This is a genomic window from Pseudomonas sp. LBUM1663, assembly GCF_059695905.1.
Genome location: NZ_CP166792.1, coordinates 6,460,238 through 6,480,116 on the forward strand (window position 1 = coordinate 6,460,238; position 19,879 = coordinate 6,480,116).

Genomic DNA, 19,879 nt, shown 5'->3' on the forward strand with positions numbered 1-19,879 from the left:
CTGGGGAGGGGGTATCGCCACGCAGTCATCCAACGAAATGAAAGGCAGACCTATGCAGCGGCTGTATCGGAAACGCATCGTTCTGGGCGTCGGCGGCGGCATTGCTGCCTACAAGAGCGCCGACCTGGTTCGCCGCCTGATCGACCAGGGTGCCGAAGTGCGCGTGGTCATGACCCGTGGCGGCAGCGAGTTCATCACCCCGTTGACCATGCAGGCCTTGTCCGGCCACCCGGTTCATCTCGACCTGCTGGACCCGGCAGCCGAAGCTGCCATGGGCCACATCGAGCTGGCCAAGTGGGCCGATATGGTGCTGATCGCCCCCGCTACGGCGGACCTGATCGCCCGACTGGCACAAGGTATTGCCGACGACCTGCTGACCACGCTGGTGCTGGCCACCGATGCCGTGGTCGCCGTCGCCCCGGCGATGAACCAGGCCATGTGGCGCGACCCAGCGACCCAGGCCAACCTGCAAATCCTCGAAAGCCGCGACATCAAAGCCTTCGGTCCGGCCTCCGGCAGCCAGGCCTGCGGCGACGTCGGTCTGGGTCGCATGCTCGAAGCCCTCGAGCTCGCCCAATGCGCGGCGGACTGCTTCAAGCGCCAGGCATTGACTGGCAAACACGTGCTGATCACCGCCGGCCCGACCCAGGAAAACATCGACCCGGTGCGCTACATCACCAACCACAGCTCCGGAAAAATGGGATTTGCCCTGGCCGAAGCCGCGGTAGAAGCCGGCGCCCGTGTCACGCTGATCACCGGACCGGTGCACCTGCCGACCCCGGATCGTGTCACGCGCATCGACGTGGTCAGCGCTCGCGACATGCTCGCCGCCTGTGAAGCTGCGATCCCTTGCGACCTGTTTATCGCCTCGGCAGCGGTCGCGGATTACCGCCCGGAGGTGGTCGCCCCACAGAAACTCAAGAAAGACCCTACGAATGGCGACGGCTTGTTGCTACAGATGGTGCGCAACCCCGACATCCTGGCCACCATCGCCACACGCCCCGACCGTCCGTTCAGTGTCGGGTTTGCCGCCGAAACCGAACACCTGCTCGACTACGCTGCCCGCAAGTTGAAAGACAAGAACCTCGATTTGATCGTCGCCAACGACGTCGCCAACCCGAGCATTGGCTTCAACAGCGAAGAAAACGCCTGCAGCGTGATCGATCGTGAACTGCACGCCACACTTTTCGCCCAGACCAGCAAGAGCAAAATTGCTCGCCAGCTGATCACTTTTATCGCCGAACGTCTGAACCAGGTTTAATTTACATGCACGCTTTGCAAGCCAAGATCCTCGACCCCCGCATCGGTACCGAATTCCCGCTGCCGCAGTACGCCACGCCAGGCTCCGCCGGCCTCGACCTGCGCGCCATGCTGGAAAAAGACACCGTCATCAAGCCGGGCGAAACCCTGCTGATCCCGACCGGCCTGTCGGTCTACATTGGCGATCCAGGTTTGGCCGCGCTGATTCTGCCGCGCTCCGGCCTGGGCCATAAACACGGCATCGTACTGGGCAATCTGGTCGGTTTGATCGACTCCGATTACCAGGGCCCGCTGATGGTCTCGTGCTGGAACCGTGGCCAGACCGACTTCAACATGGTAGTCGGTGAGCGCCTGGCTCAATTGGTTCTGGTGCCGGTGGTTCAAGCGCACTTCGAGATGGTCGAAGAGTTCGTTGAAACCGAGCGCGGCGCGGGTGGTTTCGGACATTCCGGCAGCCATTGATCCGATAGATGCCCCACTTGTGGCGAGCGAACTTGCTCGCGCTGGGCTGCGAAGCGGCCCCAAAAGATAGGACTGCTACGCAGTCCGACGGGAGCAAGCTCCCTCGCCACAGGTGCATTTCAGGGTACAAATTGCACAGCCGTCATCTGGAAGGGTTACCACTGAATATCAAGGGATTGGCGGGCCAAATGCGCGCCGATGCCGCGGTCATGGCCTTTGCACACCACGAACTCTCTGTGGAAAACGCCGTCATACCCTTCAGTTTGTGCCTGCCGACGAGTCATTCCCAGGCAGGTCCAGTCACTTTCGAAATGGAGCAATCCCACAGATGAGCAGTCCAGCCCAAGTCGCACCCAAGTTCCCCGACAGCATCTTCCGCGCCTACGACATTCGCGGCACCGTCCCGGAATTCCTGAACGCTGAGACCGCTTACTGGCTCGGCCGCGCCATCGGTGCCCAAAGCCTGGCCCAAGACGAACCGAACGTTTCCGTTGGCCGCGACGGCCGCCTCTCCGGCCCTGAACTGGTCGAACAATTGATCAAGGGCCTGGCCGATAGCGGCTGCCACGTCAGCGACGTCGGCCTGGTGCCAACCCCGGCGCTGTACTACGCCGCCAACGTACTGGCCGGCAAATCCGGCGTCATGCTGACCGGTAGCCACAACCCGTCGAACTACAACGGCTTCAAGATCGTCATCGCTGGCGATACCTTGGCCAACGAACAGATCCAGGCCCTGCACGACCGCCTCAAGACCCACAACCTGAGCAGCGGCAAGGGCAGCGTCACCCAGGTCGAGATCCTCGACCGCTACAACACCGAAATCGTCCAGGACATCAAACTGGCCCGTCGCCTGAAAGTCGTGGTCGACTGCGGCAACGGCGCGGCCGGCGTGATCGCCCCGCAATTGATCGAAGCGTTGAACTGCGAAGTCATCCCGCTGTTCTGCGACGTCGACGGCAACTTCCCGAACCACCACCCGGACCCGGGCAAGCCTGAAAACCTGGTGGACCTGATCGCCAAGGTCAAGGAAACCAACGCCGACCTCGGCCTGGCTTTCGACGGCGACGGCGACCGCGTTGGCGTAGTCACCAACACCGGCAGCATCGTCTACCCGGACCGCCTGCTGATGCTGTTCGCTCGTGACGTGCTGGAACGCAATCCGGACGCGGAAATCATCTTCGACGTCAAATGCACCCGCCGCCTGACGCCGCTGATCAAGGAATACGGCGGTCGTCCGCTAATGTGGAAGACCGGTCACTCGTTGATCAAAAAGAAAATGAAACAAACCGGCGCGCTGTTGGCCGGCGAAATGAGCGGGCACATCTTCTTCAAGGAACGCTGGTTCGGTTTTGACGACGGCATTTACAGCGCCGCGCGTCTGCTGGAGATACTCAGCAAGGAAAAATCCACCGCGGAAGAGCTGTTTGCGACCTTCCCGAACGATATTTCTACGCCGGAAATCAATATCCATGTGACCGAAGAGAGCAAATTCAGCATCATTGATGCATTGCACGACGCGAAGTGGGGCGAAGGCGCCGACCTGACCACCATCGACGGCGTGCGAGTCGACTACGCCAAAGGCTGGGGCCTGGTTCGCGCGTCCAACACCACACCGGTGCTGGTGCTGCGTTTCGAGGCCGATGACGAGGCGGAATTGCAGCGCATCAAGGACGTATTCAAAGTCCAGCTGAAGCGTGTTGCACCCGATCTCCAATTACCGTTTTGATCTTCTGAAGCACCCGGAGCCCTGAATGACCCTCGAACGCGAAGCCGCCGCCAACACCGCCAAGGTCCTGTCCGAAGCGTTGCCTTACATTCGCCGCTATGTCGGCAAGACGCTGGTGATCAAATACGGCGGCAACGCGATGGAAAGCGAGGAGCTGAAAACCGGCTTCGCCCGCGACATCGTGCTGATGAAAGCTGTCGGCATCAACCCGGTGGTGGTTCACGGCGGCGGCCCGCAAATCGGCGACCTGCTCAAGCGTCTGTCGATCGAGAGCCACTTCATCGATGGCATGCGCGTGACTGACGCGCAGACCATGGACGTGGTGGAAATGGTCCTCGGCGGCCAGGTGAACAAGGACATCGTCAACCTGATCAACCGTCATGGCGGCAGCGCCATCGGCCTGACCGGTAAGGACGCCGAGCTGATTCGTGCGAAGAAGCTCACCGTGACCCGCCAGACGCCGGAGATGACCCAGCCGGAAATCATCGACATCGGGCAAGTGGGCGAAGTGGTCGGCATCAACACCGACCTGCTGAACCTGCTGGTCAAAGGTGATTTCATCCCGGTGATCGCGCCGATTGGCGTTGGCGCCAACGGCGAGTCGTACAACATCAACGCTGACCTGGTGGCCGGCAAAGTCGCTGAAGCGCTGAAAGCTGAAAAGCTGATGCTGCTGACCAACATCGCCGGCCTGATGGACAAGTCGGGCACCGTCCTCACCGGCCTGACCACCCAGCAAGTCGACGACCTGATCGCCGACGGCACGATCTACGGCGGCATGCTGCCGAAGATCCGTTGTGCGCTGGAAGCGGTTCAGGGCGGCGTCGGCAGCTCGTTGATCATTGATGGCCGGGTGCCGAATGCGATTCTGCTGGAAATCTTCACCGATACCGGTGTGGGTACGTTGATCAGCAATCGCAAGCGTCACTGATTCACGCACGGCAAAAGATCGCAGCCTTCGGCAGCACCTACGAATGTACGAATATTCCGTAGGCGCTGACGAAGCCTGCGATCTTTTTTATGCGTGCCGGAAACATCCGACCTGACTTAGCGAAACGTCCGACATCCTGCCTGCAACAGTCCGCATAGGATCTTCCCTGTATCCACAGGAGAATGACCTCATGCAAAAAGACTACGTCCCTTACGGCAGCGATGTTTCAGCAGGCACCTTTGAATGCGTGGACTGCGGACATCGGTATTCGAATCAGGCTAAAACCTCGATTCCGCCGTGCCCCCAGCGCCAGAAATCAGTGCATCTGCTTAATGGCTGGAAAGTTCTGACCGGCCAGGGCGACGCGGTGAAAGATCCGTATCCAAACAGATAAGCACAGCCGTTTCTTTTCCCGATAAAAAAAGGCCCTGTTCTCACAGGGCCTTTTCTTTAGACGCCGAACTGAGCCCTATAGGCTTCAACGGCTGGCAAATGCTGCTTGAGCTGCGGATCGTCCGCGAGGAATTCCAGCACCTGGTTCAGCGACACGATGCTGATCACCGGAATACTGAAATCACGCTCCACTTCCTGGATCGCCGACAACTCGCCGTTGCCACGCTCCTGACGGTTCAGGGCGATCAGTACGCCCTTGGCCTTGGCGCCGTCCTGGGAAGCGATGATCTGCATCACTTCGCGGATCGCGGTGCCGGCAGTGATCACGTCGTCGATGATCAGCACTTCGCCGGTCAACGGCGCGCCAACGAGACTGCCACCTTCGCCGTGGGCCTTGGCCTCTTTGCGGTTGAAGCACCATGGCAGGTCACGGCCGTGATGTTCGGCCAGAGCCACTGCGGTGGTCGCCGCCAACGGGATGCCTTTGTACGCCGGGCCAAACAATACATCGAACGAAATACCGCTCTCGACGATGGCTGCCGCGTAGAAACGCCCCAGCTGCGCAAGGGCCGAACCCGAGTTGAAAAGCCCGGCATTGAAGAAGTAAGGACTGGTGCGCCCGGACTTCAGGGTGAACTCGCCGAAGCGCAAAACGCCGCGATCGATGGCAAAACGAATGAAATCGCGCTGATACGCTTGCATGAAAAAAACCCCAAATACCACGGATTTAGCTAATTAGGTTGACGCCGTGTATCATACACGCACGCGATTTTTGGGGCCATTTATGCGGATCATCAGTGTGAACGTCAATGGTATTCAGGCTGCAGTGGAGCGAGGTTTGCTCAGTTGGCTGCAAGCACAGAATGCCGACGTCATCTGCCTGCAGGACACCCGCGCCTCCGCCTTTGAACTGGACGATCCAGCCTTCCAACTGGATGGCTACTTCCTTTATGCCTGCGAAGCCGAAGTTCCCGCCCAGGGTGGCGTGGCTTTGTATTCGCGGTTGCAACCGAAGGCAGTCATCAGCGGTCTCGGCTTCGAGACGGCCGACCGCTACGGGCGCTACCTGCAAGCCGATTTCGACAAGGTCAGCATCGCGACCTTGCTGCTCCCTTCGGGGCAGAACGGCGATGAAGACTTGAACCAGAAGTTCAAGCTAATGGACGACTTCGCCCGTTATCTGGATAAACAGCGACGCAAACGTCGCGAGTACATTTATTGTGGCTCGCTGTACGTGGCGCAACAGAAGCTGGATATCAAGAACTGGCGCGACAGCCAGCAATCCCCTGGCTTCCTGGCACCTGAACGTGCCTGGATGGACGAGATTGTCGGCAACATGGGCTATGTTGATGCCTTGCGTGAAGTCAGCCGTGAAGGCGACCAGTACAGCTGGTGGCCGGACAACGAACAGGCGGAAATGCTCAACCTCGGTTGGCGTTTCGACTACCAGTTGCTCACCCCTGGCCTGCGCCGTTTTGTTCGCAGCGCACGCCTGCCACGCCAGCCACGGTTCTCGCAGCACGCACCACTGATCGTGGACTACGACTGGACGCTGACCATCTAAGCGTCGTTTCGCAGACACAAAAAAGCCGACAGCAGTGTCGGCTTTTTTGTGCGCACCTCATTCCTGTAGGAGCGAGGCTTGCCCGCGAAGAACGATAACGCGTTTTTCCTGACAGACCGAGGCGCCGCAATTCGCGGGCAAGCCTCACTCCTACAGGACAGCGGTGACTATTTGATCAGCCGCCAGGTAAATGGGTAACGGTAAGGCACCCCTTCATTGGCTTTCACGCCACCGATGATCGTCAGTACCAACGCACCAATCGCCACCAGACCCAACAGAAAGAACCCGACGATCACCACCATCAGCAGGAAGCAGATGGCGGAGGCAATGGCGACGGTGATCTGAAAGTTCAGCGCCTCCTTGCCCTGGGCATCGACAAACGGGTCCATCTCGCGCTTCATCTGCCAGAGAATCAGCGGGCCGATCAACGTACCGAACGGAATCCAGATCCCCAGCAAGGCGGACAAGTGACAAAACATTGCCCACTGCCGAACCTCTTTGCTCGGGATGGGAAGTAGCTGCTGCTCGTCACTCATGGTGTCCTCCTTGCGTGGAACATCCGATCAGTCGGCCAGTGCGGCCTTTTGCAATTCGAAGATCTCGGTCATGCCTTTCTTCGCCAGTTCAAGCATAGCGTTCAGCTCTTCGGGCTGGAACGGTGCGCCTTCGGCAGTGCCCTGAACTTCGATGAAGCCGCCAGTGCTGGTCATCACCACATTCAGGTCAGTCTCGGCAGCCGAATCTTCCAGGTAGTCGAGGTCGAGCACAGGCTCGCCTTGGTACATGCCCACCGAAACGGCTGCGATCATTTGCTTAAGCGGGTCGCCGCCTTTCAGGCCGCCGCGCTTCTTGATCACTTTCAAGGCATCGACCAGTGCAACCATGGCGCCGGTGATGGACGCGGTGCGAGTGCCGCCGTCAGCCTGGATCACGTCGCAGTCGACGTACAGAGTGACGTCGCCCAGCTTGGACATGTCCAGCGAAGCACGCAGGGAACGACCGATCAGACGCTGGATTTCCAGGGTGCGACCGCCTTGTTTGCCACGGCTCGCTTCACGCTGGTTACGCTCGCCGGTGGCGCGCGGCAGCATGCCGTATTCGGCGGTCAACCAGCCCTGGCCCTGGCCTTTCAGGAAACGCGGCACGCCGTTCTCGACGCTGACGGTGCAGATGACTTTGGTATCACCGAACTCGACCAGTACAGATCCCTCGGCGTGTTTGGTGTAGTTGCGGGTAATGCGGATCGAGCGGAGCTGATCGGCAGCGCGACCACTTGGACGTTTCATAGGGAATACCTGTACGGGGGACGGAAAACTGCCGAGCATTATAGAGCCGCGCGCCAAGACTGGGCACTTCTAAAAAATCCACCCGACGATTGAAGGCGCTGACTAGAGCTTAGAACAGCGCTTTACCGACGGCCTGCAGCCGTTTGTCACACCGTGTGTTTGGGCGCATCCGTCCCACTGCGCTACAATCCTGCGCCTTTGCTGCCTGTCGGCTTTAATTCACAGATATCAGGTCCCGCGAAACCTTTGGTAACGCAAACCTGAATTGCGAGGTACCTCCATGGTGCACAGCATGACCGCCTTCGCCCGCGTTGAAAAAGCCGGCGCCCAAGGCACCCTGAGCTGGGAATTGCGCTCGGTCAACAGCCGCTACCTGGAACCCCACCTGCGCCTGCCGGAGTCGTTTCGCGACCTCGAAGGTGCGGTCCGCGAAGCGTTGCGCCAGGGCATCTCCCGGGGCAAACTCGAATGCACCCTGCGCTTCACCGAAGAAAACACCGACAAACCCCTGCAAGTGGATCGCGAGCGCGCCGCGCAATTGGTCGCCGCCGCCGAGACCATCGCCAGCCTGATCAAGAATCCGGCCGCGCTCAATCCACTGGAAGTCCTGGCCTGGCCCGGCGTACTGGTGGGCGACGCCACCGACCCGCAAGCCCTGAATGCCGAAGCCCTGGCGCTGTTCAACGAAGGCCTGAAAGAACTCAAGGCCGGCCGCGAGCGCGAAGGCGCGGAGCTGGCCCGGCTGATCAACGATCGCCTGACCTCCATTGAAGAAGATGTGGTGACCCTGCGCGAACTCGTACCGCAGATGCTCGCCACCCAGCGCCAGAAAGTCCTCGACCGCTTCGCCGACATGAAAGCGGAGATGGACCCGCAGCGCCTGGAACAGGAAATGGTCATGCTCGCGCAAAAGAGCGATGTCGCCGAAGAACTGGATCGCCTGAGCACACACATCATTGAAGTTCGCCGGGTGCTCAAATCCGGCGGCGCTGCCGGTCGGCGCCTGGACTTCCTGATGCAGGAGCTCAACCGCGAAGCCAACACACTGGGCTCCAAAGCCTTCGACCCGCGCAGCACCCAGGCGGCGGTCAACCTCAAAGTGTTGATCGAGCAGATGCGCGAACAAGTGCAGAATATTGAGTAAGGCAACCCTGACATGACCCACAGCACCGGCACCCTTTACATCATTTCCGCCCCTTCGGGCGCGGGCAAGAGCAGCCTGGTCAAGGCCCTGACCGACGCTGATCAGGAGATCCGCGTCTCGGTCTCCCACACCACCCGCGCCATGCGCCCCGGTGAAGTGAACGGCGTGAACTATCACTTCGTCGAACGCGGCGAGTTCGTGAAGATGATCGAGCATGGGGATTTCCTTGAACGCGCCGAAGTGTTCGGCAACCTCTACGGCACTTCGCAAAGCCACCTGCAGCAGACCCTGGACGAAGGCCACGACCTGATTCTGGAAATCGACTGGCAGGGTGCCGAGCAAGTGCGCAAGTTGATGCCCCAGGCCCGTTCGATCTTCATTCTGCCGCCCTCTCTCCAAGCCTTGCACCAGCGCCTGAACAATCGCGGCCAGGACAGTGACGAGGTCATTGAGGGCCGGATGCGCGAAGCCGTCAGCGAAATGAGCCACTACGTCGACTACGACTACCTGATCATCAATGACGATTTCGCCCATGCGCTGAAGGATTTGCAGGCGATTTTCCGTGCCAATCAGCTGCATCAGAAGCGTCAGCAGCAGCGTAACGGAAAACTTTTGGCTGAATTGCTCGGCTAAACAGCTCTTCCCAAAACCGCTGCAAGGGCTTTACATTGGCACTTGCAGCGCGTTGAAGGGCTTGGTCAAAAAATCAGCGCTTCCCTAATCGCTGGTGATTTTTTAAACTGTTCAGTCCGCTCGCCCACCCGGGCAGCGCGCATATTGCATTCGCTCCGAGGAATACCATGGCCCGCGTAACCGTTGAAGACTGCCTGAACCACGTGGAAAACCGTTTTGAACTGGTCATGCTGTCCACCAAGCGTGCCCGTCAACTGGCCACCGGCGGCAAAGAGCCACTGGTACAGTGGGAAAACGACAAGCCTACCGTTGTAGCCTTGCGTGAAATCGCCGAAGGCCTGATGAGCTACGAGTTCATCGCCAATGCTGAAATCGTCGAAGACGAACCGCTGTTCGCAGCGTTCGAGGACGAGTCCAACGAGGCCGTCTAAGCCTATGCCTGGTCGACGTAGCACGGCGCGGGGTCACAGCGAACGGCAGGAGTCATCATGCCGAGCATAGACGCCCTCGCCGATCGCTTATCGACCTACCTCGGCAAGGATCAGGTCAACCTGGTCCGCCGAGCGTATTTCTACGCCGAACAAGCCCACGACGGCCAACGCCGCCGTAGCGGTGAGGCGTATGTCACGCATCCTCTTGCGGTGGCGAATATTCTTGCCGACATGCACATGGACCATCAGAGCCTGATGGCTGCGATGCTGCATGACGTAATCGAAGACACCGGTATTGCCAAGGAAGCGCTGCAAGCGCAGTTCGGTGAAACCGTGGCCGAACTGGTCGATGGGGTCAGCAAACTGACCCAGATGAACTTCGAGACCAAGGCCGAAGCACAGGCCGAAAATTTCCAGAAAATGGCCATGGCCATGGCACGCGACATTCGCGTGATCCTGGTCAAACTCGCCGACCGTCTGCACAACATGCGCACGCTGGAAGTCCTCTCCGGTGAAAAACGCCGGCGAATCGCCAAGGAAACCCTGGAAATCTATGCACCCATCGCCAACCGACTGGGCATGCACGCCATTCGCATAGAATTCGAAGACCTCGGCTTCAAGGCCATGCACCCGATGCGTTCCGCGCGGATCAACCAGGCGGTCAAACGCGCCCGGGGCAACCGCAAGGAAATCGTCAACAAGATCGAAGAATCCCTCAGCCACTGCCTGGCCATCGATGGCATTCAGGGCGAGGTCAGCGGTCGTCAGAAACACCTCTACGGCATTTACAAGAAAATGCGCGGCAAGCGTCGAGCCTTCAACGAGATCATGGACGTTTACGCGTTCCGGATCATCGTCGACAAGGTCGATACCTGCTACCGCGTACTGGGTGCTGTGCATAATTTGTACAAACCGTTACCGGGGCGCTTCAAGGACTACATCGCGATCCCCAAGGCCAACGGCTATCAGTCGCTGCACACCACGCTGTTCGGCATGCACGGCGTTCCGATCGAAATCCAGATCCGCACCCGTGAAATGGAAGAGATGGCCAACAACGGCATCGCCGCCCATTGGCTGTACAAATCCAGCGGCGACGAGCAGCCAAAAGGCACTCACGCCCGCGCCCGCCAGTGGGTCAAAGGCGTGCTGGAAATGCAGCAACGGGCCGGCAACTCGCTGGAATTCATCGAGAGCGTGAAGATCGACCTGTTCCCGGACGAGGTCTACGTGTTCACGCCCAAAGGCCGGATCATGGAGCTGCCAAAAGGCTCCACGGCGGTCGACTTCGCTTACGCGGTGCACACCGACGTGGGCAACAGCTGCATCGCCTGCCGGATCAATCGTCGTCTCGCACCGCTGTCCGAACCGCTGCAAAGCGGCTCCACGGTCGAGATCGTCAGTGCTCCCGGTGCGCGGCCAAACCCGGCGTGGCTCAACTTCGTGGTCACCGGCAAGGCGAGGACCCATATCCGCCATGCACTGAAACTGCAACGCCGTTCCGAGTCCATCAGCCTCGGCGAGCGCCTGCTGAACAAAGTGCTCAACGGTTTCGACAGCTCGCTGGAAAAAGTAGCGGCCGATCGCGTCAAGGCGATGCTTGCCGAATACCGTCTCGAACTGATCGAAGACTTGCTGGAAGACATCGGCCTGGGCAATCGCATGGCCTACGTGGTCGCCCGACGCCTGCTTGGCGAAGGCGAACAGTTGCCAAGCCCGGAAGGTCCGCTGGCGATTCGCGGCACCGAAGGCCTGGTGCTCAGCTACGCCAAGTGCTGCACGCCGATCCCGGGCGACCCGATTGTCGGTCACCTGTCTGCGGGCAAAGGCATGGTCGTGCACCTGGACAACTGCCGCAACATCAGCGAAATCCGTCACAACCCGGAAAAATGCATCCAGCTCTCGTGGGCCAAGGATGTCACCGGCGAATTCAACGTCGAGCTGCGCGTCGAACTGGAACATCAGCGCGGCCTGATCGCCTTGCTGGCCAGCAGCGTCAACGCGGCCGACGGCAATATCGAGAAAATCAGCATGGACGAACGCGATGGTCGCATCAGCGTTGTCCAACTGGTGGTCAGCGTGCACGACCGCGTGCACCTGGCCCGCGTGATCAAGAAACTGCGTGCGTTGACCGGGGTGATTCGCATCACCCGCATGCGCGCCTAAGCCCACTATTACAAGGAGTCATTCATGACCAAGACTGTTATCACCAGCGACAAGGCCCCGGCCGCCATTGGTACTTACTCCCAGGCGATCAAGGCTGGCAACACCGTCTACATGTCGGGCCAGATTCCTCTGGACCCAAAAACCATGGAACTGGTTGAAGGCTTCGAAGCCCAGACCGTCCAGGTTTTCGAGAACCTCAAAGCCGTGGCCGAAGCGGCTGGCGGTTCGTTCAAGGACATCGTCAAACTGAACATCTTCCTCACCGACCTGAGCCACTTCGCCAAGGTCAACGAGATCATGGGCAAGTACTTCGATCAGCCATACCCTGCCCGCGCCGCCATCGGCGTCGCTGCCCTGCCAAAAGGTTCGCAGGTTGAAATGGATGCCATTCTGGTCATCGAGTAATACATCCGGCGCAGCCTCAAGGGTTGCGCCGACTTCGTTCTGAAAGGATTCCACCATGCGCCATGCGCTAGCTCTCTCGCTGGTCGCCCTTCTCTTGGGCGGTTGTGCCAGTAACCCTGCCGATCGTGATATCAGCGGCACCTGGATCAATCAGGTGGCGATTGACGCTGCATCCAAAGGCGGCCCCCTGCGTGAAGCGCTCCAGGCTTATGGCCCGAACCTGGAATGGGACGTCAACACCAAGGCCGCTCAGGCCCGCTACACCAACGGTTTTGAAAACGTCGAAGGCAAGCTGCTGGGCGAAGAGTCCGGCGCCTGGAAAGTCGACTTTTACGGCAGCTCCGCCAGCGAACTGAAGCGTGACGGCAAACAACTGAGCCAGGCCGCCAGCGAAAACGAGCCGGAGCAGGTCTTTGACCGCGCGTTGATTCCGGTGCCGGATGGCGCACCGATTGGCGCGAGCTTCGAACGCGCGCTGTACACCGCCTACATGGGCGGCAGCTGGAAAATCGTCAACGGTCCAGGTGAAGGCAATACTGTGCAATTCCAGGCCGATGGCCAGGTTGCCGGCCTGCCGGGTGCCGATCGATATGCCTTGTGCCTGGCGGGCGATTGCGCATCGATGAGCGGCGGCAATGACAACATGTGGCTGCAAGTGAACGGCCAGGGCAATACCTGGATCTTTGCGCGCAAGGGCAAGGAACTGGAGATTCTGCAGGCGGTGAACACGGCTCAGGCGGACGAGATGCCTCAGTTCACGCCGGGCGAGCGCAAGTGGTTGCTGGAAAAGCAGTAACCCGGATCTAACAGCAAAGAAGAACCCATGTGGGAGCGGGCTTGCTCGCGAAAGCGGTGTGACAGACAACAGAGATGTTGCATGTCATGGCCCTTTCGCGAGCAAGCCCGCTCCTACATTTGGTTTGTGGTGTTTGGGAAGTCAGCAGCGTCCTTCGAGAATGGCGGCATAACCTTCGCGATAGGTCGGGTACTTCGGCGCCCAGCCCAAAGCCTTCGCCCGGGCATTGCTGCACTGCTTGCTGCCGGTACGCCGCACGCTCGCGTCCTCCGCCCATTCCGTCACACCCAGGTATTCACGCAACCAGCCAACCACTTCGGCCAGCGGCGCTGGCGCATCATCCACGCCAATATAGACGTCATCCAGCGCCACCCCGCGTCGATCCGCTTCAAGCAAAAACGCCATCAGCCCCGCCGCGTCGTCGGCGTGAATGCGGTTGCCATACAGCGGCGGGTCAACGGCCACGCGATAGCCGCGACGCACCTGAGTCAGCAGCCATTCGCGGCCGGGGCCATAAATGCCGGTCAAGCGCACGATGCTCGCCGGGATGCCGCTCTGCAGCGCCACTTGCTCAGCCTCCAGCATTAATCGGCCCGAATAACCTTCGGCAATGGTCGGCGAAGTCTCGTCGACCCACTCGCCACCCTGCTGGCCATACACACTGCTGCTGGAAACAAACAGCAGGCGATTCGGCACCTGCCCGTAGTCGTTCAACCACTCCAGCACATGCTGCAAGCCCTGCACATAAGCGGCGCGATAACCGGCTTCATCGTGATCGGTAGCGGCCGCACAATACACGAGGTAATCCACCGCACCGATGGGCCACGTCTCAGGACAGTCCTTATTGAACAAGTCGCCGGCAACGCCAATGACCCCCTCGGGCAGGCGCGAGACGTCACGTCTCAGGCCATGAACTTCCCACCCGGAAGCCATCAATTGCGTGGCCAGACGACTGCCGACATCACCACAACCGGCAATCAAAACAGAAGGCGCGGACATCAGAAAACTCCCATCAGAAAGGCAAAGACTAGCGCCAGCAATGGACGAGCGGCTAGCAATGAAGGAAAAAAAGATACTCTATTACTTTTGTTAACAAGAATTACTTGCAATAATGCACGCCACTTTTGTTCTCGGCCTTACGAGGCCTGGAAGAACATTCACCCTATTTTTCTCTCAGGTCCGGCCAGCATGACACGCAATCAATTCCCCGCTTCGCCAACCAAACGACCTCGCGCCTGGAGCGCAGTGGCTGCGCTGCTGCTCAGCCTGATGCTGGCACCGACCGCTGCTTTCGCTGACGCACAGGCGCCAGCCACTCCGGCTACTCCGGCCGCCACTGCTCCAGCCCCGGCTGACCATGCCGCCCCCGCCGTAGCGCCAGCCGCAACCGACCCGGCCCAGGCAGTAGACGCCGAAGACGTTCCTGAAGTCCTCGAAGCCGACAACACCCTGGGCATGGCCCACGACCTGTCGCCTTGGGGCATGTACCAGAACGCCGACATTATCGTGAAAATCGTGATGATCGGCTTGGCCATCGCCTCGATCATCACCTGGACCATCTGGATCGCCAAGGGCTTTGAGCTGATGGGCGCCAAGCGTCGTCTGCGCACTGAAATCGTCCACCTGAAAAAAGCCACGACCCTTAGAGAAGCCAGCGCGACCGCCACCCAGCCAGGCACCCTCGCCAACCTGCTGGTGCATGACGCCCTGGAAGAGATGCGTTTGTCGGTCAACAGCCGCGAGAAAGAAGGCATCAAGGAACGTGTGGCCTTCCGTCTTGAGCGCTTGGTTGCAGCCTGCGGTCGCAACATGAGCAGCGGCACCGGCGTGCTTGCCACCATCGGTTCCACCGCGCCGTTCGTGGGCCTGTTCGGCACCGTGTGGGGCATCATGAACAGCTTCATCGGCATCGCCAAAACCCAGACCACCAACCTCGCCGTCGTCGCCCCGGGCATCGCTGAAGCCCTGCTGGCTACCGCGCTCGGTCTGGTTGCGGCGATTCCTGCTGTTGTGATCTACAACGTCTTCGCTCGCTCCATCGCCGGTTACAAGGCGCAAGTGTCCGATGCCTCGGCTGAAGTCCTGCTGCTGGTCAGCCGTGACCTCGATCACCTGCCGACCACCGAGCGCTCTGCGCAACCCCACGTGGTCAAAGTAGGGTAATCAGCCATGGGCTTGCATTTGAAAGAAGGCGCAGACGACGATCTGGCCGAGAACCACGAAATCAACGTCACGCCGTTCATCGATGTGATGCTGGTGCTGTTGATCATCTTCATGGTGGCCGCTCCGTTGGCCACCGTGGACATCAAGGTCGACCTGCCCGCCTCCAGCGCCAAACCGGCACCGCGGCCAGAGAAGCCGGTGTTCCTCAGCGTCAAGGCTGACCAGCGCCTGTACCTCGGCGAAGAAGAAGTGAAGGCCGAAGCACTCGGCGCCACCCTCGACGCCAGGACCCAAGGCAAGAAAGACACAACGATCTTCTTCCAGGCCGATAAAGGCGTGGATTACGGCGACCTGATGAGCGTGATGGACAACCTGCGCTCCGCCGGTTACCTGAAGGTAGGTCTGGTCGGGCTCGAGACGGCAGTCAAGAAATGATCACGACGCGCCATAAACTGACGCGTTACAGCGGGAGCCTGGCCGTGGTGCTGGGCGTCCATGCGCTGGCCATTGCGCTGGCGATGAACTGGACCGCGCGCCCACCGATCGAGCTGCCGCCGCAGGCGATGATGGTCGAGTTGGCACCGGTTCCGGCCCCGCCGCCGCCGGCACCGCCAAAGGTGATAACGCCGCCACAGCCACCAGCTCCGGTGGAAGAACTGCCGATCCCGAAACTGGCCGAAGTGCCGAAGGCCGAGATCGTTGTGCCGAAGCCGGTCAAACCCAAGCCCAAACCACAACCGCCCAAGCCTGTGGAGAAAAAGCCGGAGCCGCCGAAGGAGAAGCCGTCCGAGGAGAAGCCTAGCGACGCGCAACCGACCCAGGCACCGACGGAGAAATCCGCGCAGCCGGCACCGGGTCCATCGCCGGCGCAACAGGCTGCCAAGGCCAGCTGGGAAGGCACCCTGCTTGCGCACTTGGGCAAGTACAAAAAGTACCCGGCGAGCGCACAGAATCGGGGCAAGCAAGGCACCAACCGTCTGCGCTTCATCGTTGATGGCGAAGGGAATGTGTTGTCGTACGAACTGGTGGGCCGTTCAGGCGTTGCTGATCTGGACCGAGCCACCCTGGAAATGATCCGCCTCGCCCAACCGCTGCCCAAGCCGCCGGCCGACATGCTGACCAATGGCACGATTGAAATCACGGCGCCGTTCCTCTACTCACTGGAAAAACGCCGCCGCTAACAGCAACAAATAACCAAATGTGGGAGCGAGCCTGCTCGCGATGAGGTCATCACATTCAACATCTATGTTGACTGTTAAGCCGCCATCGCGAGCAGGCTCGCTCCAACAGGGTGATGTGCAAAGCCACAGAGGCACCGAAAGGTGCCTTTTGCATATCCGCCAGCGGCAAACCGGCATTACCCAGTGTCACTCAGCACACTCAGTCTGATAACGTGCGTCTATCGATTGCAGCCGGTATGCTTGGCTCGCAACTTCATGGACGCTTGCTATGACTCTCACAGAATTACGCTACATCGTTACCCTCGCCCAAGAGCAGCACTTCGGCCACGCGGCCGAGCGTTGCCATGTCAGCCAGCCGACCCTGTCGGTGGGCGTGAAAAAGCTTGAAGACGAACTCGGTGTGCTGATTTTCGAGCGCAGCAAGAGTGCCGTGCGCCTGACCCCGGTCGGTGAAGGCATCGTTGCCCAGGCGCAGAAAGTCCTGGAACAGGCCCAAGGCATTCGCGAACTGGCCCAGGCTGGCAAAAACCAGCTGACCGCCCCGCTGAAAGTCGGCGCGATCTACACCGTTGGCCCGTACCTGTTTCCGCACCTGATTCCGCAACTGCACCGGGTTGCTCCGCAGATGCCGTTGTACATCGAAGAAAACTTCACCCACGTGCTGCGCGACAAACTGCGCAACGGCGAACTCGACGCGATCATCATCGCCCTGCCGTTCAACGAAGCCGACGTCCTGACCCTGCAACTCTACGACGAGCCGTTCTACGTCCTGATGCCGGCCCAGCATCCGTGGACGCAAAAAGAATCCATCGACGCCAGCCTGCTCAACGACAAGAGCCTGCTGCTGCTCGGCGAAGGCCACTGCTTCCGCGATCAAGTGCTGGAAGCCTGCCCGACCCTGGCCAAAGGCAACGACGGCGCCAAGCACACCACGGTGGAATCCAGCTCCCTGGAAACCATTCGCCACATGGTCGCGTCCGGCCTCGGCATCTCGATCCTGCCGCTCTCGGCAGTCGACAGCCATCACTACGCCCCCGGCATCATCGAAGTGCGCCCACTGACGCCGCCGATACCGTTCCGTACCGTGGCCATCGCCTGGCGCGCGAGCTTCCCGCGGCCGAAGGCGATTGAAATCCTCGCTGACTCCATTCGCCTGTGCTCGGTGGCCAAGCCGCCGGTGCCGGTGGTGGCGGCGTAAGTTGCAGTCATGACCGAGTTGTCGCAAGTGTCGGTGACGGCACTCAAGGGTGTCGGCGAGGCCATGGCCGAGAAACTGGCCAAGGTCGGCCTGGAGAATCTCCAGGACGTGCTGTTCCACCTGCCGCTGCGTTATCAGGACCGCACTCGCGTGGTCCCGATCGGCCATTTGCGACCTGGGCAAGACGCCGTGATCGAAGGCACCGTCAGCGGCGCCGACGTGGTCATGGGGCGTCGCCGCAGCCTCGTCGTGCGTCTGCAGGACGGCACCGGCGGGCTCAGCCTGCGCTTTTACCATTTCAGCAACGCCCAGAAAGAAGGCCTCAAACGCGGCACACGGATTCGCTGCTACGGCGAAGCCCGGCCCGGCGCCTCGGGGCTGGAAATCTATCACCCGGAATACCGCGCCATCACCGGCGACGAGCCGCCGCCAGTGGATGAAACCCTGACCCCGGTCTACCCGCTCACCGAAGGCCTGACCCAGCAGCGCTTGCGCCAGTTGTGCATGCAAACCCTGACGATGCTCGGCCCGACCAGCCTGCCCGACTGGCTGCCGACCGAACTGGCCCGCGACTATCAACTCGCCCCGCTGGCCGATGCGATCCGCTACCTGCATCACCCGCCCGCCGATGCCGACGTCGACGAACTCGCCCTCGGCCATCACTGGGCGCAGCACCGTTTGGCCTTCGAAGAACTGCTGACCCATCAACTGTCCCAGCAACGTCTGCGCGAGAGCATGCGTTCCCTGCGCGCACCGGCAATGCCGAAAGCTACCAAGCTGCCGGCACAATACCTGGCCAATCTCGGCTTTACGCCAACCGGCGCCCAGCAACGGGTCGGCAACGAAATCGCCTACGACCTCAGCCAGCACGAGCCGATGCTGCGGCTGATTCAGGGCGACGTCGGCGCCGGTAAAACCGTGGTTGCCGCACTCGCCGCCCTTCAGGCGCTGGAGGCCGGTTATCAGGTTGCCCTGATGGCGCCCACCGAAATCCTCGCCGAACAGCACTTCATCACCTTCAAGCGCTGGCTCGAACCGCTGGGCATCGAAGTCGCGTGGCTGGCCGGCAAGCTCAAGGGCAAAAACCGCGTAGCCGCGCTGGAGCAGATCGCCAACGGCGCACCGATGGTGGTCGGTACGCACGCGCTGTTCCAGGACGAAGTGCAGTTCAAGAACCTCGCACTGGCGATCATCGACGAACAGCACCGCTTCGGCGTGCAGCAGCGTCTGGCCTTGCGCCAGAAGGGCGTTGGCGGACGGATGTGTCCGCATCAGCTGATCATGACCGCCACGCCGATTCCACGGACGCTGGCCATGAGCGCTTACGCCGACCTCGACACCTCGATCCTCGACGAACTGCCGCCCGGCCGAACCCCGGTCAACACGGTGCTAGTCACCGACACCCGGCGCGTGGAAGTCATCGAGCGGGTGCGCGGCGCCTGTGCCGAAGGGCGCCAGGCCTATTGGGTGTGCACGCTGATCGAAGAATCGGAAGAGCTGACCTGCCAGGCCGCCGAAACCACTTACGAAGACCTCACCGCAGCCCTCGGCGAGTTGAAGGTCGGCCTGATCCACGGCCGCATGAAGCCCGCCGAGAAAGCCGCCGTCATGGCCGAGTTCAAGGCCGGCAACCTGCAACTGCTGGTCGCCACCACCGTGATCGAGGTGGGCGTCGATGTACCAAACGCCAGCCTGATGATCATCGAAAACCCCGAGCGCCTCGGCCTCGCGCAACTGCACCAATTGCGCGGCCGCGTCGGTCGAGGCAGCGCCGCGAGCCATTGCGTGCTGCTCTACCATCCGCCGCTGTCACAGATCGGCCGTCAGCGCCTGGGCATCATGCGCGAAACCAACGACGGTTTTGTCATCGCCGAAAAAGACCTCGAACTGCGCGGCCCCGGCGAAATGCTCGGCACGCGCCAGACCGGCCTGCTGCAATTCAAGGTCGCCGACCTGATGCGCGACGCCGATCTTTTGCCCGCCGTGCGCGACGCCGCCCAGGCTTTGCTGGAGCGCTGGCCGGACCATGTCAGCCCGCTGCTCGACCGCTGGCTGCGCCATGGGCAGCAATACGGCCAAGTGTGAGCACCGTCGCAGTTTGTCGGCGATGCTTTTAAACAAGCTGGTTATACTCCTGCAATTG

At 60.6% G+C, this 19,879-nt stretch carries 20 protein-coding genes and 1 pseudogene; 17 read left to right on the forward strand and 4 right to left on the reverse strand.

Translation table 11 applies throughout. From position 1 onward, the window contains the following. The first annotated feature begins 52 nt into the window (after positions 1–52). The 5 genes and pseudogenes from coaBC (at position 53) to ACA075_RS29675 (ending at position 4,773) form a co-directional block, all read left to right on the forward strand. Positions 53–1,261 carry a bifunctional phosphopantothenoylcysteine decarboxylase/phosphopantothenate--cysteine ligase CoaBC gene (coaBC, locus tag ACA075_RS29655; RefSeq protein ID WP_497296649.1) on the forward strand — a complete coding sequence of 403 codons (1,209 nt, stop codon included), beginning with the start codon at positions 53–55 and terminating at the stop codon, positions 1,259–1,261. A gap of 5 nt (positions 1,262–1,266) precedes the next feature. Then, a complete protein-coding gene (gene dut / locus ACA075_RS29660; RefSeq protein WP_010465200.1) occupies positions 1,267–1,722 on the forward strand; it encodes a dUTP diphosphatase in 456 nt (151 codons plus the stop codon). Positions 1,723–2,071: 349 nt separating this feature from the next. After that, positions 2,072–3,448, forward strand: a pseudogene (locus ACA075_RS29665) (phosphomannomutase/phosphoglucomutase); the annotation flags it as partial. A 25-nt stretch (positions 3,449–3,473) separates the two neighbouring features. Beyond that, positions 3,474–4,379, forward strand: a complete 906-nt coding sequence (argB, locus tag ACA075_RS29670; protein ID WP_008007602.1) for an acetylglutamate kinase — start codon at positions 3,474–3,476, stop codon at positions 4,377–4,379. Positions 4,380–4,569: 190 nt separating this feature from the next. Next, entirely contained in the window at positions 4,570–4,773 is a 204-nt protein-coding gene (locus tag ACA075_RS29675) for a zinc ribbon-containing protein (RefSeq protein ID WP_219094640.1), read from the forward strand. A gap of 56 nt (positions 4,774–4,829) precedes the next feature. Here the strand turns inward: ACA075_RS29675 and pyrE are convergent, their stop codons facing one another. Beyond that, the gene (gene pyrE, locus ACA075_RS29680) at positions 4,830–5,474 is read right to left on the reverse strand and encodes an orotate phosphoribosyltransferase (RefSeq protein ID WP_497296650.1); all 645 of its coding nucleotides are present in this window, start codon (positions 5,472–5,474) and stop codon (positions 4,830–4,832) included. Between the two features lie 82 nt (positions 5,475–5,556). Between pyrE and crc the strand changes: the two genes are divergently transcribed. Further along, on the forward strand, positions 5,557–6,336 hold the full coding sequence (gene crc, locus ACA075_RS29685; RefSeq protein WP_007934608.1) for a catabolite repression control protein Crc: 780 nt from the start codon (positions 5,557–5,559) through the stop codon (positions 6,334–6,336). 167 nt (positions 6,337–6,503) lie between these two features. Here the strand turns inward: crc and ACA075_RS29690 are convergent, their stop codons facing one another. Both ACA075_RS29690 and rph read right to left on the reverse strand, forming a co-directional pair. Then, positions 6,504–6,872, reverse strand: a complete 369-nt coding sequence (locus ACA075_RS29690; protein WP_094469980.1) for a DUF4870 domain-containing protein — start codon at positions 6,870–6,872, stop codon at positions 6,504–6,506. Positions 6,873–6,899: 27 nt separating this feature from the next. After that, a complete protein-coding gene (gene rph / locus ACA075_RS29695) occupies positions 6,900–7,622 on the reverse strand; it encodes a ribonuclease PH (protein WP_010465211.1) in 723 nt (240 codons plus the stop codon). Positions 7,623–7,902: 280 nt separating this feature from the next. On the opposite strand from rph, the gene ACA075_RS29700 reads away from it, so the two are divergent. From ACA075_RS29700 to ACA075_RS29725, 6 genes are all read left to right on the forward strand, one after another. Beyond that, a complete protein-coding gene (locus ACA075_RS29700) occupies positions 7,903–8,766 on the forward strand; it encodes a YicC/YloC family endoribonuclease (RefSeq protein ID WP_033059347.1) in 864 nt (287 codons plus the stop codon). A 12-nt stretch (positions 8,767–8,778) separates the two neighbouring features. Next, the gene (gene gmk / locus ACA075_RS29705) at positions 8,779–9,399 is read left to right on the forward strand and encodes a guanylate kinase (protein WP_010465215.1); all 621 of its coding nucleotides are present in this window, start codon (positions 8,779–8,781) and stop codon (positions 9,397–9,399) included. Positions 9,400–9,566: 167 nt separating this feature from the next. Beyond that, positions 9,567–9,830: a DNA-directed RNA polymerase subunit omega gene (rpoZ, locus tag ACA075_RS29710; protein ID WP_007894670.1), complete on the forward strand. Its 264-nt coding sequence runs from the start codon at positions 9,567–9,569 to the stop codon at positions 9,828–9,830. Positions 9,831–9,887: 57 nt separating this feature from the next. After that, a complete protein-coding gene (gene spoT / locus ACA075_RS29715; RefSeq protein WP_403099825.1) occupies positions 9,888–11,993 on the forward strand; it encodes a bifunctional GTP diphosphokinase/guanosine-3',5'-bis pyrophosphate 3'-pyrophosphohydrolase in 2,106 nt (701 codons plus the stop codon). A 24-nt stretch (positions 11,994–12,017) separates the two neighbouring features. Further along, positions 12,018–12,398: a RidA family protein gene (locus ACA075_RS29720; protein ID WP_003229509.1), complete on the forward strand. Its 381-nt coding sequence runs from the start codon at positions 12,018–12,020 to the stop codon at positions 12,396–12,398. 55 nt (positions 12,399–12,453) lie between these two features. Continuing rightward, entirely contained in the window at positions 12,454–13,194 is a 741-nt protein-coding gene (locus tag ACA075_RS29725; protein WP_497296653.1) for a hypothetical protein, read from the forward strand. 141 nt (positions 13,195–13,335) lie between these two features. On the opposite strand, the gene ACA075_RS29730 is transcribed toward ACA075_RS29725, so the two are convergent. Then, complete coding sequence (locus ACA075_RS29730; protein ID WP_497296655.1) at positions 13,336–14,193, reverse strand: SDR family oxidoreductase; 858 nt, start codon at positions 14,191–14,193, stop codon at positions 13,336–13,338. 189 nt (positions 14,194–14,382) lie between these two features. Between ACA075_RS29730 and exbB the strand changes: the two genes are divergently transcribed. The 5 genes from exbB to recG all read left to right on the forward strand — a co-directional run bounded on the left by exbB (position 14,383) and on the right by recG (position 19,821). Next, on the forward strand, positions 14,383–15,357 hold the full coding sequence (exbB, locus tag ACA075_RS29735) for a tonB-system energizer ExbB (RefSeq protein WP_497296656.1): 975 nt from the start codon (positions 14,383–14,385) through the stop codon (positions 15,355–15,357). Between the two features lie 6 nt (positions 15,358–15,363). Further along, on the forward strand, positions 15,364–15,792 hold the full coding sequence (gene exbD, locus ACA075_RS29740; RefSeq protein WP_109626740.1) for a TonB system transport protein ExbD: 429 nt from the start codon (positions 15,364–15,366) through the stop codon (positions 15,790–15,792). Beyond that, a complete protein-coding gene (locus ACA075_RS29745; RefSeq protein ID WP_461977860.1) occupies positions 15,789–16,538 on the forward strand; it encodes an energy transducer TonB family protein in 750 nt (249 codons plus the stop codon). Before exbD ends, ACA075_RS29745 begins: the two co-directional genes overlap by 4 nt. 268 nt (positions 16,539–16,806) lie before the next feature. Further along, the gene (locus ACA075_RS29750; RefSeq protein WP_219094646.1) at positions 16,807–17,736 is read left to right on the forward strand and encodes a hydrogen peroxide-inducible genes activator; all 930 of its coding nucleotides are present in this window, start codon (positions 16,807–16,809) and stop codon (positions 17,734–17,736) included. A gap of 9 nt (positions 17,737–17,745) precedes the next feature. After that, positions 17,746–19,821 (forward strand): ATP-dependent DNA helicase RecG, encoded by a 2,076-nt coding sequence (gene recG / locus ACA075_RS29755; RefSeq protein WP_403099836.1) that lies wholly within the window; start codon positions 17,746–17,748, stop codon positions 19,819–19,821. The last annotated feature ends 58 nt before the right edge of the window (positions 19,822–19,879 follow it).

Bases quoted from the DNA above. Each gene is read 5' to 3' on its own strand.
- ACA075_RS29730 (WP_497296655.1), bottom strand. From the start codon at position 14,193: ATGTCCGCGCCTTCTGTTTTGATTGCCGGTTGTGGTGATGTCGGCAGT.
- ACA075_RS29750 (WP_219094646.1), top strand. From the start codon at position 16,807: ATGACTCTCACAGAATTACGCTACATCGTTACCCTCGCCCAAGAGCAG.
- exbB (WP_497296656.1), top strand. From the start codon at position 14,383: ATGACACGCAATCAATTCCCCGCTTCGCCAACCAAACGACCTCGCGCC.
- ACA075_RS29725 (WP_497296653.1), top strand. From the start codon at position 12,454: ATGCGCCATGCGCTAGCTCTCTCGCTGGTCGCCCTTCTCTTGGGCGGT.
- ACA075_RS29690 (WP_094469980.1), bottom strand. From the start codon at position 6,872: ATGAGTGACGAGCAGCAGCTACTTCCCATCCCGAGCAAAGAGGTTCGG.
- rpoZ (WP_007894670.1), top strand. From the start codon at position 9,567: ATGGCCCGCGTAACCGTTGAAGACTGCCTGAACCACGTGGAAAACCGT.
- ACA075_RS29700 (WP_033059347.1), top strand. From the start codon at position 7,903: ATGGTGCACAGCATGACCGCCTTCGCCCGCGTTGAAAAAGCCGGCGCC.
- recG (WP_403099836.1), top strand. From the start codon at position 17,746: ATGACCGAGTTGTCGCAAGTGTCGGTGACGGCACTCAAGGGTGTCGGC.
- ACA075_RS29675 (WP_219094640.1), top strand. From the start codon at position 4,570: ATGCAAAAAGACTACGTCCCTTACGGCAGCGATGTTTCAGCAGGCACC.
- gmk (WP_010465215.1), top strand. From the start codon at position 8,779: ATGACCCACAGCACCGGCACCCTTTACATCATTTCCGCCCCTTCGGGC.
- argB (WP_008007602.1), top strand. From the start codon at position 3,474: ATGACCCTCGAACGCGAAGCCGCCGCCAACACCGCCAAGGTCCTGTCC.
- pyrE (WP_497296650.1), bottom strand. From the start codon at position 5,474: ATGCAAGCGTATCAGCGCGATTTCATTCGTTTTGCCATCGATCGCGGC.
- ACA075_RS29745 (WP_461977860.1), top strand. From the start codon at position 15,789: ATGATCACGACGCGCCATAAACTGACGCGTTACAGCGGGAGCCTGGCC.
- rph (WP_010465211.1), bottom strand. From the start codon at position 7,622: ATGAAACGTCCAAGTGGTCGCGCTGCCGATCAGCTCCGCTCGATCCGC.
- crc (WP_007934608.1), top strand. From the start codon at position 5,557: ATGCGGATCATCAGTGTGAACGTCAATGGTATTCAGGCTGCAGTGGAG.
- exbD (WP_109626740.1), top strand. From the start codon at position 15,364: ATGGGCTTGCATTTGAAAGAAGGCGCAGACGACGATCTGGCCGAGAAC.
- spoT (WP_403099825.1), top strand. From the start codon at position 9,888: ATGCCGAGCATAGACGCCCTCGCCGATCGCTTATCGACCTACCTCGGC.
- ACA075_RS29720 (WP_003229509.1), top strand. From the start codon at position 12,018: ATGACCAAGACTGTTATCACCAGCGACAAGGCCCCGGCCGCCATTGGT.
- dut (WP_010465200.1), top strand. From the start codon at position 1,267: ATGCACGCTTTGCAAGCCAAGATCCTCGACCCCCGCATCGGTACCGAA.
- coaBC (WP_497296649.1), top strand. From the start codon at position 53: ATGCAGCGGCTGTATCGGAAACGCATCGTTCTGGGCGTCGGCGGCGGC.